We start from the raw sequence: 17,850 nt of genomic DNA, 5'->3' as shown, positions 1-17,850 counted from the left end.
CAAGGTATATCATTTAAATTCCAGAATATACTTGGTAACATCATCATATGAAGGCATTACGGCCAACGCGCCGCGTCTTGTAGTTATAAGGGACGCTGCGGCGTTTGAAAACTCAAGTGTTTTGCTTAGATTATCCATATTAAGGTTATCAAGCCCATAATGGTGCACAAAATGAAGCGCACTGGCGCAAAATGTATCCCCGGCACCGGTTGTTTCTATTGTTGCAGGATTAAGAAATCCTCCATGAGATACAACCGTATCTCCATAATATGCTCTGCTTCCTTCCGAACCTAAGGTGGCGAAAATGAGCTTAATTCCAAACTCATCTTTTATGGCAGCTATGCCTTCATCAATATCTGTTTTGCCTGTCACAAGTTCAATCTCATTGTCGGAAATCTTTAAAATATCACAGACGCTCATACCATATCTGATGGCTTCCAAAGCATCCTCAACCTTGTTCCATAAAGGTGCTCTGTAATTGGGATCAAAAGAAACAGTACATCCGCTTTCTTTTGCAATTTCAATGGCCTTCTCAGTTGCCGCTCTGCCACAGGTGCTGGTCATTGAAAGTGTACCAAAGTGAAAAATATCAGATTTCTTAATGTATGACGCTCTTTCCAAAACCTCATCAGCTGTAATCATCATATCAGCTCCGGGATTTCTGAAAAAAGCAAAATCGCGGTCTCCGTTTGGGAGCTTTTGTACGAATGCAAGTGTTGTTCCTACATTTTTATCCTTCAGTACTGCGCTCATATCAATTTCCTGTTCAGCTGCCTTTGAAACCAGCATTTCTCCCAGGAAATCTTCTCCAACCTTTCCGATAAAAGCTGTTTTATTTCCCAGCTTCTGTAACATGGACAGCACATTACAGGGTGCTCCGCCGGGATTTGCTTCAAAGATTGAATTTCCCTGTTCACTTTTCCCATTATCAGTAAAATCAACCAGCAATTCACCAAGTGCAACCACATCATATCGACTATACATTTCTCATTTCTCCTTATAAAACTGGCAGGATTACTTCTTAATCCTGCCATATCGTCAAAACTATTATTCCTCAGCTAAAGTATTCAGGCACACATCTACCACTGCTTCACCATCTACATTGAAGCTGATACCATCAGCGTGATAGTCCGTAAGAATACTCATTGACATAACCTGTTCCCCATCATTTACAAACACTTCAAGGCTATATCTATCCATTATTATGCGAAGCTTCACTGCTCCGTCATTCTTACCGACCTGACATCTTCTCTGATGAACGATAGCTCTTCTGCTACCCGAATATTTGCGGTCAATTTTTAAAACAGATTCAACCGGATCAAAGAAAACAGAAGAATGGAACCTGCCATTATCTGCAAGCCTTATCTCAATCTTTCTGTACAGATTCTCTGTTCTCTTTATATCCAAAGTCATATCTATTGTTCTTCCACTTATGCCGGAAAGAGTGCAGTCACCTGATATACGTACATTCTTTCTCTCAATAGTAGATGAATATAGCTTTTCAATCTCTTTAAGCGGCTTTTGGATCAGCTTTCCATTAACAATGGAGATTTCTCTTGGCATACTCATCTGTCCAAACCACGGGAAATCATCACGTTTAAATCCGGTGGTATCCCAGTTCTGCATCCAGCCGATCATCACACGTCTGCCATCTTCCAAAAGAAGAGTCTGTGGTGCATAAAAATCTATGCCATAGTCAACAGCCTGAGAATACTCGTCTTTAAACATGCCACTTTCATCCATATAACCTATCTGGCAAAGTGTTCCGTTACCATTATGAAATTCCAATTCTTCAGGAAGCATATCCTGAGGACTTGTAAGCAATACCTGTTTTCCATCTAATTCAAAGAAGTCCGGACATTCCCACATACGTCCGAAACGATGGTTGTTCTTTGCAAGAAGCCTTTCGTATTTCCAGTCAAATCCATCCTTACTGCTAAAAAGAAGCAGCTGACCATCTGCATCCATAGTCTTACTTGCAATTACAGCCTTAAAGCCATCCTTATCTCTCCATATCTTTGGATCACGGAAATCATTTCTGCTGGCGCCTTCCGGAAGAGATGATTCATCAAGTACAGGATTATTCTCATACTTTACGTAATCTTTTCCATCACCAACCGCTATACACTGAGTCTGAACATCATGAAAAATACCATCTTCGTCTTCTTCCCTTATAACTCCTGTATACATAAGAAGCTGCTTGCCATCTGAAAGTTCAATAGCACTACCTGAAAAACACCCAAAATCATCATATTTTTCATCCGGTGCTATGGCTGCGGGAAGATTCTCCCAGTGCAGAAGGTCTGTACTTACTGCATGTCCCCAATGCATCGGTCCCCAAACTGTATCATAGGGATAGTACTGGTAGAACATATGGAACTTACCACCATAATATGAAAAGCCATTTGGATCATTCATCCAGCCCACTCTGGGTACCAGATGAAAAATCGGCTTTAGCTCCTTTTTTATAAGCTTCTCCCTTTTTTCCTCATATTCTCTGGCTTTGCTTAACTTATCACTCATAATTACTCCGATCTAATATAATATGAAGCAACCATACTAAATCATGACTTCGTCATGATGGCTCCTCTTCAAAAAACAAACATATCTATATCCGAAAACTCAGCATCTCCTTCAATATAAATCTGCCATTCGTTATCTACAGCAGAATAAATCCGGTTACTGAGAGCTTTTTCATCATTAATATAAAGCACAACTATTTCATTCTCCACGACCAGCTTTATATCATACGTCTTTCCGGCTTCCAGCCTGCACTTCTGAGAATTCTCAAATGCATCATAGATAATCTCCTGCTGATCAGGATCAATAATTACTTTATAATCTCCAAAGGAAAAACCTGCTTTTCCGCTTGTATTATTGAAGGTTACCTTGCCCTTAAGCAGCATTTTTCGCGGAAGTATTCCCAGGTTTTCCGTAGAAGTAACCTTCATGCCCTGTTCTTTTTTGTCTGCTCCGTTTTCAAAATAGTCCGTGAACTGGTCAGGCATCGTTACTCCTAGTGTGTTGTCATCTTTTTTCACCAGTTTGTACGGCATGACTGAACCTGCCCAGGTATATTCCAAAATATCGCTGCCACGCTTTTTATGATCAAGAAATCCCACTAGATAACGGGTTCCGTCATAAAGGACAGTTTTTGCAGCGTAAAAACCGTTGCCATCAAATGTATCAATTTCAGGCTTTATCCATTCTCCTTCGAGGTCCTGTGTCATTCTGTAGTATGTGACATTATTCCAGGAAAAAACAAGATAATACCAGCCATCTATCTCAAACAGATCCGGGCACTCCATAAAATAAAGCTCATCACTATAATAAAATTCACCTTCAAATTTCCAGTCTGATAAATTCTTTGATGTATATTTCAGAATACAGCTTCCTGAATCATCATTTCTTTTTCCGCCAACCAGCATCCAATATTCGTCATATTCATCCATCCGGATAACTTGCGGATCCCTGAAATCATTTGTGCTATATCCTTCAGGAGCATGAATCGTATCTTTTGGTAGCTTTTTGTAGGATTTATTATTTTTGCTTACTGCGTGCATCAGGCACTCTCTGTCCTGATTATTATCAAAAGTTTCCGTATAGTCATTGTGTCCTGTATAAAACGCATGGTATTTACCATTTTCTGCCTTAATAAAGCTTCCGGTTCCTACCGCTATATCAGGATCCTCAATGTTTTCTCCAAACGGAATGATCTCTCCGACGTCTGTATAGCTACAGAAGTCTTTTGTGTCAAACCTGTAGATTGGATGATATCCTGTACCGTTATGATCCGTATCATACAGGTAATTGAGATGTATTCCATCTTCGTCAGCCTGTGCCATCACATCTCCAACCCAGGTCTCTTCGATATTGGGGAAAAGGCTGTCTATCTTCTCTCCGCTTTCCGTTTGTTCCATTGCGTTTCCACATCCCTGACAAAGAAAAAGTGATATGGTCAGAGCTGTTCCAATTACTTTTTTATAATTCATACTCTTTTAAAATGCCCCAGCCAGATCATCTGACCGGGGCGAAAACTATTTGTTTAGTTACATTTAAAAGCTCTTAATTAGCATAGAATGCATCAAGATATTTCTGATAGATTGAAAGGTACTCATCAAGACCATAAGCGTTAACCTTATCGAGGTACTCATTCCAACCTTCATCAGTCACACCATTCATAATGAAATCAGACTTGCTTGAATTTACATATGAGATAAGGTCTGTCTGGATTCCTGTAAGTTTTTCTGTATCATCTGCTGACATGAATACGTTAGGATATACATACTCACAATGCATATCGTCTGTGTAGTATTCCTTGATCCAGTCAAGACGATACTGTGCATCATCAGGGCATGTTACATAAACGCCATAATACTCATCAAGGATTGCAAGAGGACCACCAACAGCCTCTGCTTCTCTAACTTCTACAGGTGAAGCATCTCCAAGAGGTGCATGCTTAAGCATCTTGTCACCGTTCTCATTAGTTGAAAGCTCAAAGATATCGAACTCGTCATCTTCGCCATAGGTTCCCCAGTTGTTCTGAGGTGACTGGAAAGGATCATACATAAGATCAAGCCATGCACATACAAATGCAGGATTGTCACACTTAGCTGTTACTACGCATCTTCCGCGGTCAAAACCTGAAGTGAATGAACCGTTCATAGGTGTTACGTTTCTTGTATCTGCCTCAAGTGCAGCAAGGGGTACATAGTCCTCGATATTATCGATATTTGCTACATCCCATGTAAAGCAAACGCCGTATCTGTGGGATTTTCCCTTAGCAACATATGTAGACCAGTCCTGAGTAAAGCATTCAGGATCCATAAGTCCTTCATCATATAACTTGTGAAGCCATTCTACACCTGACTTGAAGCCATCCTGCGTAGCAGTGAAGATAACCTTCTTGTCATCAGTTACAGCAATGTGCTGTCCGATATCATTGTCACCATAGCCTTCGCCAAATCCATTGATAAGAAGGCTGGGATCGTTGTCATTGATGATGCATGACATAGGAATAATGTCACCGTCAATTCCGAATTCTGCCTGAAGCTCAGAAGCATGATCCTTGAATGCAAGGAGTACCTGTTCGAACTCATCAACTGTTGTAGGTGTCTCAAGTCCAAGGAAATCAAGCCACTTCTGGTTGATGTAAGTAAAGTTGTTACCTACAGTCTGGATAGCAGTCTTGTTAGAACCAAGCTGCTCGATCCAGGGAAGTGCCCAGATATGTCCCTCTGAATCTTCACACATTGCGCGGTATTCAGGATACTTGTCAAATACAGCCTTTAAGTTAGGCATGTTTGAATCGATATATTCCTCAACAGGAATGATTACACCCTGATCTGCGTATCTGATAAGATCGCTGTTTGAGAAGCCTGCGTTAAATACGAAATCAGTAAGTGCATCCTTGTTAGCCATGTTAAGACTTATCTTGTCTCCCCACTGATCATTTGAGATTGCAGTCCAATCTACATGTACATTTGTCTCTTCCTCAAGTCTCTTGAAGATTGTCTTGTTGTTCTGATTCTCTTCTGTTCCTGAAGGATAGCTGATCATACCGGTAATTGTAACCTTATCAGCAAGTGGGAAGCTGATGTCTTCAGCTGTCACTTTAGCCGCATCACTTTTTCCGGCTCCATCGCTACTGCCACATCCTGCCATCATTCCGGCAACCATTGTTGCTGTCATAACTGTGGCAAAAATTCTTTTCATTTCCTTTTTCATTTTTCCCTCTCCTTTTTTATTTGAACCCTTTGGGTTATTAACAACGAAGTTCTGCTCTTAGCCTTTTACAGAGCCCACCATAATTCCTGAGTCAAAGTACTTCTGGAAGAACGGGTACATGACTAACAGCGGAAGGCTCGAAATTATGATAGTTGCATATTTCAAAAGCTCAGCAAGCTGCGCTCTTTGTGCTGTACTCTGCATATCCGCGATCATTCCCGGATCAGGCTCATTCTGGATCAGGATTGCTCTGAGCACCAGCTGAAGTGGCTGCTTTGATGAAGAATTGAGATAGATCATCGCATCAAAGTAGCTGTTCCACATACCTACAAACTGCCAAAGAACTAATACTGCAATAAGTGGTGTACATACCGGAAGAAGAATTCTGAAGAAGAATACCAGCTCATTAGCACCATCAACATCTGCCGCTTCTCTGAGCTCGTTCGGAATTCCTTTATAGTAAGTTCTTGCAATTATCATGTTCCACACACTGAAGGCTCCCGGAAGGATTACTGCCCACATAGTGTCCAGAAGACCAATGTTATTTATAAGAAGATATGTAGGAATAAGTCCGCCACCAAAAAACATGGTTATTATGAAAATTGTGTTAAACAGTTTTTTTCCTTTAAAATCATCCCTGGACATGGGATATGCACAAAGTAGTGTTATGAAAACAGAAATTACGCTGAACAACACTGAGTAGATAATTGCATTTTTAAAACCTACCCATATCTGCGAATTCGTCATAACTCTCTCATAAGCAGTGAGCGTCCACTTTTCAAAATCCAGCACGATTCCCTTATTCTGAAGAGTGATGGGATCCATGAAAGACGCCACAACGATATATACCATCGGCAAGATTATCGCAAAGACAAATGCTGCAAGCAGGGCATAACCGAATATCAGAAAGCATTTATCTCCAAATCCATATTTTGCAAACCTGCTTTTTTTCTTAACTATCGTTTTTTCCATCTGAACGCCTCCTTATAATCCCTGTCCGTCGTTCATCTTCTCAACTATCTTATTTACAAGGACCAGCAAAATTACATTGATTACTGTATTAAATAGTCCAACAGCCGTTGAGTAGCTGTAGTCTCCGTTAATAAGACCCTTTTTGTACACATAGGTTGCTATGATCTCAGAAGACGCGAGGTTCATATCTGACTGAAGTGCATAAGCTTTCTCAAATCCAATGCTCATGATGTTTCCTGCCTGCAGGATAAACTGGATAACTACCATATCTTTGATTGCAGGCCACTCTACAGCCTTGATCTGCTGGAAAATGTTGGCACCATCTATCTGTGCAGCTTCCTTAAGCTCCTGGCTTGCATTGGATAATGCCGCAGTATACATAATTGAAGCCCATCCTGCTCCCTGCCATATTCCGCTGATAATGTAGATCGGTCTGAACGCTGCAGGAATTGTCAGGAAGTTGATGTTTGTCCCCATCATCATATTCAGTGGTCCGGTAACTGATAAAAGAATTCTTACCATACCGCAAAGTACTATGACTGAAATGAAATTAGGCATGTACAAAACAAGCTGTATATTCTGTTTTAATTTGCTGCTTCCCACTCTGTTTAACAAAAAGGCCAGAATGATCGGTACCGGGAATCCCCATAACAGTCCGAAAATACTTAACTTTAATGTATTAGCAAGATATTGGAGAAAGTCAGGTGATGATAAAAACTGTTTGAAGTATTTAAGACCGACCCATTCGCTTCCCAGCAATCCTTTGAACGGATTGTATTTCTGGAATGCAATCAGTATTCCTCCCATAGGTACATATCTAAAAAGTATTGTCAAAAACAACGCAGGTCCTAAAAAGAGTACATAAAGCTGCCAGTGTTGCCTGATATATACAAGCGTATTATGCAGCTCTCCTTTTTTTGTCTTTGTATTCATAATATTCTCCCAAAACATTTTACATTTGCACATCTGTGTTTTACATGTGTAAAATATAACACCAACAGGAACGAATGTCAACACTATATTTTTACATATGTAACACTTTACTTTTACATTTGACACCCTGGTTTTTACATTTTATAATGAAGAAAACAATTCAAGGAAATGGAGATCAGAATAACAGATGGCATCCAGAGTAACATTACAAGACATTGCAGATGCTTTGGGCGTATCAAGAAATACCGTCTCAAAAGCCATTAATAATACAGGCGTTTTAGCTGATTCAACCAGAGACAAAGTATTACAAAAAGCTTTGGAAATGGGATATAAACAGTTTTCCTACGCAAGCTCGGTATCAGAGATAAAGGCTCCTTCTTTTTCTCAGCCGGCTAAAGCATCAGGAGAAATAGCCCTGTTTACAGGAAATCTTTTGAACAATTCTCACTTTGCATCAACCATGCTGGACAAGTTCCAATATGAGATTTCTCTTCTTGGATACAGCCTTAGCATGCACAGAGTGGACTCCAAAAACATCGAGGATCTAACACTTCCTATTTCTTTTATAAAAGAAAAGACTGTAGCAATAATGTGTATCGAGATGTTTAATCACCCCTACTGTGAAATGCTATGTGACCTGGGTCTGCCGGTTCTTATGGTGGACGCACCCGTGGCAAGCTATTGGAAACCGTTAAATGCAGATCTTATTCTCATGGATAACTTTTCCAATATCTACACAGTAATTAATGATATGAAAAAAAGGGGAATCAGTAGTATTGGATACATTGGACAAGTTACTCATTGCCGTTCTTTTTATGAAAGATTTATGGCCTTTAGAGAAGCCATGTATATCAATGGGCTTACTATTGACGAGAAATTCTGTTTAACAGAAGTACATTCTCATGGAGACGAATACAAGGACTACATCTCTATTGCGCTTTCAAGGCTCAATGAGCTGCCACAGCTTTTTATCTGTGCCAATGACTTTGTTGCAATAGATGTACTATATGGTTTGAAAAAAATGGGGCTTGATTGTCCGGGAGATATAAAGCTTTTTGGTTTTGATGATTCACCCGAATCAAAGATAATGACTCCTTCTCTTTCAACGAGCCATATTCACAGCCAGGTAATCGGATATTCCGCTGCTAACCTGATTATTACCAGAATAGAACAACCTGACTTAAACTTCAGAACTGTCTATACTGAGACGGATCTGATCTATCGAGACTCTACTTCATAGAATAGAATGCTGCTTACATCGCACACCAACATTATACACCATGCACAAGAATTACCGCCATGTGATATCACACGGCGGTAGTTTCTTTACTTCTTAAGCAAATCTTTTACAGTTCTTATTTTAATTCTCTTGCCTTATTTATCACATCTTCCATTATTTCTTTGGTCATGCCGCCAGGAATGTATCCAAGAACATAGCCTTCAGGGTTAATTAAAAATGTGGTTGGGTATGCCGTTATGTAGTAAGGAAGCTGGAGCGATGCCCCCTCATCCATAAGTACAGGATAGGTGTAACCGTTTTCATCAAGGAAGTTGCTGATCCCTTCTATGCTGGTCTCATCTCCCATGTTCGGAAATGCAACACCTAATATCGCCACATCAGAATCCGGCTGAGAGTACTTTTCATATAGCTCCTGTATGTAAGGCATCTCTGCCCTGCAAGGAGGGCACCAGGTAGCCCAAAAGTTGAGGAAGACAATCTTTCCTCTATAATCTGACAAAGAGTGCGTTTCGCCATACTGATCCACCAGGGTAAAATCAGGAGCTAAAATACGCTCTTTCTCAGAAGTTTCAGTTGCCCGGTTCTCCTCACTAGCTTCTGTTGCAGCCACATCCTGCTCGTCAGCCTCTTTTGAATTCTCAGCACTAATCTGTGTTCCAGTGAACTGTGAGAGATAATTTGAGATACTGTTAAGTCTTCCTGTAAACATAAGGATTCCAATAAGTATCATGAGCACAGCTCCGATTTTAACTGTATACTTTACAACACTCCTGTGCTTTCCAAAAAACTCTAAAAGTGTTGTGGTAAACAGCCCCATCAGTAAAAACGGGATAACGTAGCCTATGGTATATATTCCAATCAGCAAAAATCCTACGGATGCTGAATCTGCGGAAGCCGCCATGATCAGCACTGATGACAGCACAGGTCCTATGCAGGGGCTCCAGGCAAAACTTATAACAAAACCCATAAAAAGCGCTGTTATAGGAGACATTGTGAGCTTTCCAAAATCTATAGGAATCCGCACATCCCGGCTTAATAGCCTGCTGCTACCAAATACTCCCAGTTGATATAATCCGAACATTATGATAATAATGCCTCCGATTCTCACAAAGAGTATCTGATTACCACTAAAAAACCTTCCAAGAACGCTAAGCCCCATTCCCAGAAGGAAAAAGGCAAAGCTTATGCCAATCACAAAAAATATGGTATTCACCATGACCCTGGCTCTGTCATAGTGTTTTGTACCATCATTTTCTTCCTTTAGCGCCCCGCCGGAAAGATAACCCATATACGCAGGTAAAAGCGGTAACACGCATGGTGAGAAAAAGCTCAATATACCTTGTAAAAAAACTGTTAAAAATGAAATATTCATATCAGAAACCCCTATCTCACTGTTTTATTACGGGGAAAATATTGTTTTTCTTTTTTCATCCCCGTAATTTTTAGCCATTTTTCCGCCATTCTTACGTGGATGAATCTCATTTCTCTAAGCACCCCCGTAATCCTGAGCCTTTTTTTCGCCAATCTTACGTGGATAAATCACATTTTCCCATTCATCCCCGTAATCCACTTCGCCATTTCCTGATTTTCTTACGTGGATAAATATTGTTTTTCACGATACCCACGTAATTCAAAACAGCAACTGTAAAAAACTAAAAAGCAGCTAATGATTGACCGACCTTCCATGGAGCACCCACAGTCATATCAACAGCTTTAAACGATTTAAATTTCATAGCTTGTCTTTCTTTGTAATCGATTGTATTGTGCGCAACCTATTATGATATTATTTCTTTTTCCCGAAATTGTCAATGTACTCAGATTGACCAATTAAAAAGACAGCTATTTCAGGAAAAAAAATCAGCAGGTGCTTCCTGCCGATTTTTGCTATTTAGCTCGCTTAATAAGTGATAGAATTTTCTATCCACTATGTGAAATTATGTCAGCTTCTGCCGTATGACTCTATATTCTCACTGCCATCACGGCTGCTTTCCAATGTACGCGAGGATGCCTGCCTCCTTATATATAAGTTATATTATATCGAAACTACCTCCGGATCAAAAGACACCGTTATTCTTGTGCCTATTTCCTGACGCGACAGAACTTCTACTGTCCCCTTATGTGCATCTACAATCCATTTTGCAATGGAAAGACCAAGTCCGGACCCGCCGGTTGCAGAATTTCTTGCCTTGTCGGATCTGTAGAAGCGCTCGAAGATGTGGCTCAGCTCCTCGCCTGCCATACCGATACCTTCATCCTGAACCGTATAAACGATATTGTCGCCCTCATTTTTAACTGTAAGCTTGATTGTGCTGCCTTTATCTGAGTATTTTGCGGCATTCTGGACAAATATCCTTATGGACTGCTTTATCATGGCCTGATCGCCTAAAATAAAACAGTCATCACTATCCTCGATAACATACTTGTGATCAGGATCGATCATCAAGGACTCTTCCCACACTTCGCGCATTATTTCTGTCAGATCAAGTCTCACCATAGACAGCTTCTGACGGCCGTTATCTCCACGTGCAAGGAAAAGAAGCTGGTCAATGAGCTCCTTCATGTTCTCGGATTCATGCTTGATAGCTTTAATAGATTCATCGAGAACTGCCGGATCATCCTTTCCCCAGCGGTCAAGCATATTGGCATAGCCCTGAATAACAGCTATAGGCGTCCTAAGTTCGTGTGACGCATCGTCAACAAACCTTGCCTGCTGCATTCTGGCCTGCTGCATTCTGTATAAAAGGCTGTTAAGCGCAGCTTCTATGCTGGCAAGATCTTCATCTCCCGTAGATATCCTTGCTCCGTTACTATCGGCAGGAACCTTCAAAATAGCTTCTTCAAGCTCTTCAAATTTTGTTGTATCTAAAGGCACTTCACTTATGGCCTCTGCCTTCAGCGCCAGCTCATTTAAAGGGCGGAGTCTCCTTCTAATCCTTGAAGTATGGGTAAAGGATGCAAGAAGATTAAGAAGCTGGTAGGCGATTACAGCGGCAAGAATTATCCCAATAAATAAAACATAATCCCCCATCGGAAAGCTATACTGGGAGCTGTCCGTATAATAGTTGAGGACAACATTGCTTATCTTATCACCGCTTATTAAAAATCTCCTGATAACCTCGTCTTCAGGAACCGACAGATAGCTGTTATAGCAGAACAGCCCAAAGGAAACCATAAGTATCAATAAATCCAATGTAAAAAAAGCTTTCAGTTTATTAAACCAGAAAGCTGTATTTATACCTCTTGCAATTGATGTGGCGCGGTTTTTTGCATTATTCATAGCTGGCCTTCTTTTATTACATATCCGACACCTCTGACTGTCTGGATAAGCTTGATGCCATATTTGTCATCTATTTTAGTGCGCAGATGTCTTACATAAACATCCACAACATTAGTTTCACCATCGAAATCATAGCCCCAGATTTCGCTTATTAAGTGCTCTCTATCCAGGACTATGTTACAGTTTTCCATAAGAATTCTAAGTAGCTCAAATTCGTAGTTTGTAAGCTCTACCGGGTTACCGGCGGCAACCACTTCATGTCTGTCCAGATCCATCGTCACGTCGTTTATCGTAAGCTGTCTGGAGGCAGGAGCTGAACCACCTTTTCTTTTCAGAGCTACTCTTATACGTGCGAGCAGCTCCTCAATAGCAAAAGGTTTGGTGATATAGTCATCCGCTCCGGCATCAAGGCCCGACACCTTATCCATGACCGCATCCCTTGCAGTCACAAGGATTATAGGTGTCTCCTTTTTTGCTCTTATCCTTCTAAGAACCTCGAAGCCATTGATGCCCGGCAGCATGACGTCTAAAAGAATCAGATCATAGTCGACTGAAAGAGCCATATCAAGACCGCCTCTTCCATCCTCTGCCTTATCCACGGTATTTCCCTCATGAATAAGTTCAAGTTCCACAAAACGTGCAAGCTGTGTTTCATCTTCTACGATCAATATTTTACTCATTAGTTTTGTTCATCATCCTTTTTGAATTCGTTTTTGATGTTCTCAGCGGTCTGAGCTGCTTTATCACAAACATTGTTCATATCTGCAACCACCTTGTCAGCACCTGTAAAGTTGTAAGATACTCCAAAGAAAAGTCCGATAATGATAAGCGGAACTGTTACCCAGAAGAATCCAAGTACCATAAGTGCCAGTACAAGAACAGGAACACTTGCGATCTTCTTGCCATCCCTGTTTATGTTAAAGTAAATCTCAAGACTCTTACGGAATAACAGTCTGAAGAACTCCGCGATATTTCTGAATCCTTCCTTAACATTATTCTTGTTGCAATCCTTTTCGTACTGTCTCTGAGCCAGCTCAAACTTCTTAACATTTTCCATATCCTGGCTTGCTCCGGTTGTGTAGCTGCCTTCCTTAGGCTCTATAACCTTGCCCTGCTTTTCCAATTCGATGATTGCATCCAGCATATCGTAATTGGTCTGTTCAAGAACCTTCTTGGCCTCCTCGTAGGATACGCCTGTCTTCTCTCTGAGCTTTTCAACCTTTTCAAAATTTTCCATAACTATTACCTTCCTTTCAGATATTTATGAATTGCTTGTTCATTTGATATCTGAAATATACACGCCCAAGATTAATATAAGATTTTTGAAAGATTAAAATCAGATTAAAATTAGATTTATATTTAGCTTTTTTATGTCAATCCTCTCCTACAAGGTGCACTGTCTGGGGTTCGTGCCCTACAGCAGGCAAAAACTTCTCGAAAATATCAGAAGTCTTTATCTTCATACTTGATGTGCATACACATGGATGGCAGCCAAGATACTCAGATTCCCTTACATCCTCATCAACAAGGAGCTGTACTTCATGGTTTTCATCATTCATGAGTCCCATTACGCTTACTGCTCCGGGTTCGATATCCAGGTATTTAAGCATATCCTCGGCTTCTGCAAAAGAGAGCCTTGTTGAATTGATCTGACTTGAAAGCTCTTTTGTCTTGAACTTCTTATCTCCCGGCATGAGCAGCAGATAAAACCTGGTCTTTTGCCTGTTACAAAGAAAAAGGTTCTTGCACATCAGCGTTCCAATGGCCTTGTCCACTTCCTCGCAGGCTTCCATGGTGGTTGCGGGCTCGTGGTCCACTCTTTTAAACTCTATTCCAAGCTTATCCAAAAGGTCGTAGACTCTGACTTCCCTTGGTAAGCGCCCTTCAGCATTTTTCGGTCTTCCATCAAATAATTCCATCTGTCCTTACTCCTTAATGCTTTCTTTTATCTTTTTACTAATGGTATGAAGAACAAAGCTGATGCACACTGCAGCAATCGATATTGCAAGACATGTATAAAAAACAGGTCTAAACAGCGGCGCATATTCTTCAGGCGCAAAAATTCCCTGACTGTGAAGCTGTGCAGAATAATATATCCAATAGACTGTAGATACCAGAGCAATGATCCATAAGCATACTCTGGCTGCGAAAAGAACTCGTATCTGCGTTTTAGATTTTCCCTGCATGTTTTCCCTCTTCCTCCCCATGCTCTGCTGCATCGCAAATACTGATTCCGGCAGAACATCAAAACTTTCATACGGATATAATTATACAGTAAAATGGCCTATCCTTATATAGCAAGGTCTACTTCTCTTTTTATATGAAATCTTTTTTTGCTCTGCTATAATATGAATACTGAAATTATTCTGTCGGGTTATTGCAATAACTGTTTTTATCTGAGAAAACAAAGTATTACCCACTAATTATGAGGTGAATCCATGAGAATAGTATTAAAAAACGAGATTTTAGAAGTATCTATAGAATCAAAAGGCGCTGAAATAAAGAGCGTCGTTAAGGATGGCAAGGAACGCATGTGGCACGGCGATCCAAAATTCTGGGGCAGGACATCTCCTGTTCTTTTCCCTTTTGTAGGCTCAGTTGCTGAGGGTAAATACAGAGCTAAGGGTCAGGAATTTCCCATGGGTCAGCACGGCTTTGCAAGAGATATGGAGCATGAGCTTGTGGAGAGTTCCGCTGATTTTGCTCATTACAGGCTGGTTTCAAATGAAGAGACAAGGGCAAAATACCCCTTTGACTTCTGTCTTGAGATAACCTATAAGCTTGTTGGCAACGAGATCACCATTGGCTGGAAGGTAACAAATACAGGAAGTGAAACTCTGCATTACGCAATTGGCGCTCATCCTGCATTTAACTGTGAGCTTGATGAAAACGGCACTCTTAAGGGCAATTCTGTCGTATTTGATACAGATAAGGATGTCCTTACAGTAAGAAAATTCCATGATCCGCTAGCAGCAAAGGCTACCTGCGAGCTTCCGCTTCCTGCAGATAAGTCAATCGCTGTGGATGAGCACACCTTCGATAACGGTGCCATCATCCTTGAAAACAGCCAGGCTAAAGGCGTAGGAATTAAGGATGCTTCCGGAAAACTGTTCATAAAGCTTACATTTGATGCTCCTCTCCTTGGAGTATGGTCACCATCCGGCAAAAATGCTCCTTTCATTTGCTTAGAACCCTGGTATGGCAGAGCTGATGCCGAGGGCTTCACCGGAGACATCAGCGAGCGTGAATTCGAGCAACACCTTGAACCCGGCGAAGCATTTACTACTGAATATAAGGCGATCTATTATTGATTCTTTTTACAATCAAGCCTACCCTTAATAGAAACAGGATCCATTTATCTTGCCCCTTCCACAATATGTCGCTAAGTCAAAACAGTAAAAAAATCCTCCTGCCATTTCTTCGAAATAATGACAGGAGGATGAAACTTACTTCTTATTTTTTACTCTCTTAACTGTTGCATTCTTTGGAAGTTCGGACTTTACAAGAAGCTTCTTGTTCTTCCCAAAGTTCTTGGCTCCGGTCTTAACCTCTATGGTCACGTTCTTCTTCGTGTTCTTAAGAGCGCCCTTTCCAACCTTAGTAAGCTTTCCTCTGATGATTATAGTCTTAACCTTTTTACCGTAATTAAAGGCATTCTTGTCGATAGTGTTGACATTCTTGCCTATATCTACTTTTGTTGCCTGCGTGCAGTTTTTAAGAAATCCCTTGCGGATTCTTGTAACTTTGTAGGTCTTGCCATTTACATTTACTGTTTCTGGAACTACTACAGTTTTGAGGCTATTACTGCTTACATTTGTAAGGTCTACTGTTGTTCCTTTTGCTTTTTTGAAGACAAATTGTGAAATCTGTTCATCAGTCTTGCTGTAATTGGTAATCACTATTGTTTTGCCATCAGCATTCTCTTTTGTAACCGTGGCCGCCGTCTTCTCCACCGCGTCGGGAACCGTGATGGTCGCATCCGAAGTCGGCGTACCGGAAACTGTTACAACTGTACTACTCGTTCTTTTGGCAGTAATACCATTGTTAGTTATATCAGTAAACTCCGCAAAGTAATATCCGGTGTTCGCCGTATAGGTCACTGTGGTCATAGCGCCTGTCAGCCCGGTCTGGCTCGTTGCCCCGTCGATTGTTGCATTTGCTCCGCCGGAAAGAGTCACACTGTACGGCTTCAACGAAAATGTATTTGTTCCAGATTCGAAGATGACCGATGACAGATTGAGCTTTAAAGCGGGGCGGACACCAAGCGCGTTGTTATACACGTAACTGCCAAAATTGTCGACAGCCCCGGACCCGCCGTAAACGAACGCCGCATAATAATTGTAAGTGTTACCCTGCGAGCAGAGCCACCAGTCAACGCCTGCTCCTTTTGCCTTAGTCACAGACAATCCTTGTGCCGTTATTTTATCAATCAGGGTTAAATCGGATATCACTCTGCTGATTTTTTCGAGCGGCTGCCCCTCTCCAGTCAATCCATCCACATATTTTTTGATATCGGATGTTTCATAATTATTCCCTTTTGATGTGTCACTGTTAAATGCTTGGTTCGCAAAGCTTTGTTTTGACAGCAGTGTGACCGTTGAACTATCGTTAGCAATTACATACCAGGTTTTCCCGGACACCTCACTAATGGTCACCTCGGTGTCATTTGTAATCAAATCACCAAAGCCGGTATACGTTGAAGCCGGATTATATGTTGTGCCATCCGCATACGCCGTCAGGCTCATCCCCGGCATCAAGCCCAACACCATCACAAGGCTGAGCAGGAATCCTAAAAAACGTTTCTTAATTTTCATAAGCTATTATCTCCTTTATACTTTATTCACGGCTGTTATGGTCGCCGCCTATTATCATGGCAATCCTGCGCTGGGGGGCAACCATATCAACCACAACATTAATGGTAGGAACGTTTGGTTGGTTGAACGACCCTCCAAATTTGGAGGGTCGTATTTGTTTAGGCCTCCGAATTCATCAAAGGTACTATATGTATGATTTTATCACAGTTTTAATTACAGTTTGATTGTTTTGTAACGTGAAAATCCGCGTTTGTCTACGCTGCCGTCATGAACTACCTCCACCGACTATGTCGGAAGGAGTTTTCTCGCTGATACATCATAATTATAAGGAAAATGAGAGTACTGCTAATAAGGATGCAGATAAGAAGCAGGAAAACGTAAATAATACTCCTGCAGCAAGTAATACAAATACTCAGAATGTTCTTCCTGTCGGACAGGAAGCTAAGACCGGATCAGGTGCTACAGTTCAGGTATCTGATAACAGCTATCATTATCTTTCCTATACTATTTCTACAAAGGATGCAGGAATATATCTTTTTCTTTAGTTTATCCGGTAATTCTCCGATTGCGCGTACCTTTTTCTTTTCAAGATCAATTGCATAGCCGCCTGCGAAGATCATGTTCTTTTCCCTAAGATAAACGAATCCGCTCAAGATATTTTCAAAATCAAAAGATCCAGTAACAGGTATACAAACTGTGCTTTTAAGAGAATAGTCATGACCATACTACTTGTAGCACCTAGATCATACATCTTTTTATCCATAAAAAGAGGAATCTCGCTAAGCGCACTGAGCATAGCAATAACTTCACTTGCATCGGACTCTTTTTCCAGGATTTTCTTAAAGGCCTTCGCTGCCTTTTTCATCAAGTTCAAGTGCTGAAATAAG

General features: G+C 41.0%; 17 protein-coding genes. 3 read left to right on the top strand and 14 right to left on the bottom strand.

All coding sequences use genetic code 11. The annotated features are described in order from the left end of the window. Positions 1 to 9 precede the first annotated feature (9 nt). From G603_RS0112465 to G603_RS0112440, 6 genes are all read right to left on the bottom strand, one after another. Complete coding sequence (locus G603_RS0112465; protein WP_026670432.1) at positions 10 to 984, bottom strand: carbohydrate kinase family protein; 975 nt, start codon at positions 982 to 984, stop codon at positions 10 to 12. A 63-nt stretch (positions 985 to 1,047) separates the two neighbouring features. Further along, on the bottom strand, positions 1,048 to 2,523 hold the full coding sequence (locus tag G603_RS0112460; RefSeq protein WP_035793105.1) for a glycoside hydrolase family 32 protein: 1,476 nt from the start codon (positions 2,521 to 2,523) through the stop codon (positions 1,048 to 1,050). A gap of 68 nt (positions 2,524 to 2,591) precedes the next feature. Further along, positions 2,592 to 3,992, bottom strand: coding sequence for a glycoside hydrolase family 32 protein (locus G603_RS21585; protein WP_051207808.1), 1,401 nt, complete (start codon positions 3,990 to 3,992; stop codon positions 2,592 to 2,594). A gap of 73 nt (positions 3,993 to 4,065) precedes the next feature. Beyond that, a complete protein-coding gene (locus G603_RS0112450; protein WP_026525208.1) occupies positions 4,066 to 5,727 on the bottom strand; it encodes an ABC transporter substrate-binding protein in 1,662 nt (553 codons plus the stop codon). Positions 5,728 to 5,784: 57 nt separating this feature from the next. Beyond that, positions 5,785 to 6,699 (bottom strand): carbohydrate ABC transporter permease, encoded by a 915-nt coding sequence (locus G603_RS0112445; protein WP_035793099.1) that lies wholly within the window; start codon positions 6,697 to 6,699, stop codon positions 5,785 to 5,787. A 12-nt stretch (positions 6,700 to 6,711) separates the two neighbouring features. Then, positions 6,712 to 7,632, bottom strand: a complete 921-nt coding sequence (locus tag G603_RS0112440; protein WP_026495560.1) for an ABC transporter permease — start codon at positions 7,630 to 7,632, stop codon at positions 6,712 to 6,714. A 187-nt stretch (positions 7,633 to 7,819) separates the two neighbouring features. Here G603_RS0112440 and G603_RS0112435 point away from each other — a divergent pair, with 187 nt between their 5' ends. Then, the gene (locus G603_RS0112435) at positions 7,820 to 8,872 is read left to right on the top strand and encodes a LacI family DNA-binding transcriptional regulator (RefSeq protein ID WP_026495561.1); all 1,053 of its coding nucleotides are present in this window, start codon (positions 7,820 to 7,822) and stop codon (positions 8,870 to 8,872) included. 115 nt (positions 8,873 to 8,987) lie between these two features. Here G603_RS0112435 and G603_RS0112430 read toward each other — a convergent pair whose 3' ends face one another. From G603_RS0112430 to G603_RS0112405, 6 genes are all read right to left on the bottom strand, one after another. Beyond that, the gene (locus G603_RS0112430; RefSeq protein ID WP_330367649.1) at positions 8,988 to 10,244 is read right to left on the bottom strand and encodes a redoxin domain-containing protein; all 1,257 of its coding nucleotides are present in this window, start codon (positions 10,242 to 10,244) and stop codon (positions 8,988 to 8,990) included. Positions 10,245 to 10,904: 660 nt separating this feature from the next. Then, a complete protein-coding gene (locus tag G603_RS0112425; RefSeq protein ID WP_026670430.1) occupies positions 10,905 to 12,149 on the bottom strand; it encodes a sensor histidine kinase in 1,245 nt (414 codons plus the stop codon). Continuing rightward, positions 12,146 to 12,829, bottom strand: coding sequence for a response regulator transcription factor (locus G603_RS0112420; RefSeq protein ID WP_026670429.1), 684 nt, complete (start codon positions 12,827 to 12,829; stop codon positions 12,146 to 12,148). Before G603_RS0112420 ends, G603_RS0112425 begins: the two co-directional genes overlap by 4 nt. Beyond that, the gene (locus tag G603_RS0112415; protein ID WP_026670428.1) at positions 12,829 to 13,386 is read right to left on the bottom strand and encodes a hypothetical protein; all 558 of its coding nucleotides are present in this window, start codon (positions 13,384 to 13,386) and stop codon (positions 12,829 to 12,831) included. The genes G603_RS0112420 and G603_RS0112415 overlap by 1 nt, the downstream gene beginning before the upstream one ends. Before the next feature lie 136 nt (positions 13,387 to 13,522). Continuing rightward, entirely contained in the window at positions 13,523 to 14,068 is a 546-nt protein-coding gene (locus G603_RS0112410) for a prolyl-tRNA synthetase associated domain-containing protein (RefSeq protein ID WP_026670427.1), read from the bottom strand. Between the two features lie 6 nt (positions 14,069 to 14,074). Beyond that, a complete protein-coding gene (locus G603_RS0112405) occupies positions 14,075 to 14,335 on the bottom strand; it encodes a hypothetical protein (protein WP_026670426.1) in 261 nt (86 codons plus the stop codon). Positions 14,336 to 14,587: 252 nt separating this feature from the next. Here G603_RS0112405 and G603_RS0112400 point away from each other — a divergent pair, with 252 nt between their 5' ends. Continuing rightward, entirely contained in the window at positions 14,588 to 15,460 is an 873-nt protein-coding gene (locus tag G603_RS0112400; protein ID WP_026670425.1) for an aldose 1-epimerase family protein, read from the top strand. A gap of 135 nt (positions 15,461 to 15,595) precedes the next feature. On the opposite strand, the gene G603_RS0112395 is transcribed toward G603_RS0112400, so the two are convergent. Further along, positions 15,596 to 16,963, bottom strand: coding sequence for a leucine-rich repeat protein (locus G603_RS0112395; RefSeq protein ID WP_026670424.1), 1,368 nt, complete (start codon positions 16,961 to 16,963; stop codon positions 15,596 to 15,598). Between the two features lie 287 nt (positions 16,964 to 17,250). Here G603_RS0112395 and G603_RS0112390 point away from each other — a divergent pair, with 287 nt between their 5' ends. Further along, positions 17,251 to 17,508 (top strand): hypothetical protein, encoded by a 258-nt coding sequence (locus G603_RS0112390; protein ID WP_026670423.1) that lies wholly within the window; start codon positions 17,251 to 17,253, stop codon positions 17,506 to 17,508. 104 nt (positions 17,509 to 17,612) lie between these two features. Here the strand turns inward: G603_RS0112390 and G603_RS0112385 are convergent, their stop codons facing one another. Continuing rightward, entirely contained in the window at positions 17,613 to 17,828 is a 216-nt protein-coding gene (locus G603_RS0112385) for a hypothetical protein (protein WP_155832673.1), read from the bottom strand. Positions 17,829 to 17,850 lie beyond the last annotated feature (22 nt).

Origin of the sequence: Butyrivibrio sp. AE3006, from assembly GCF_000424165.1 — a bacterium.
GTDB lineage: Bacteria > Bacillota > Clostridia > Lachnospirales > Lachnospiraceae > Butyrivibrio.
This window is presented reverse-complemented; position numbering and strand designations above follow the sequence as displayed.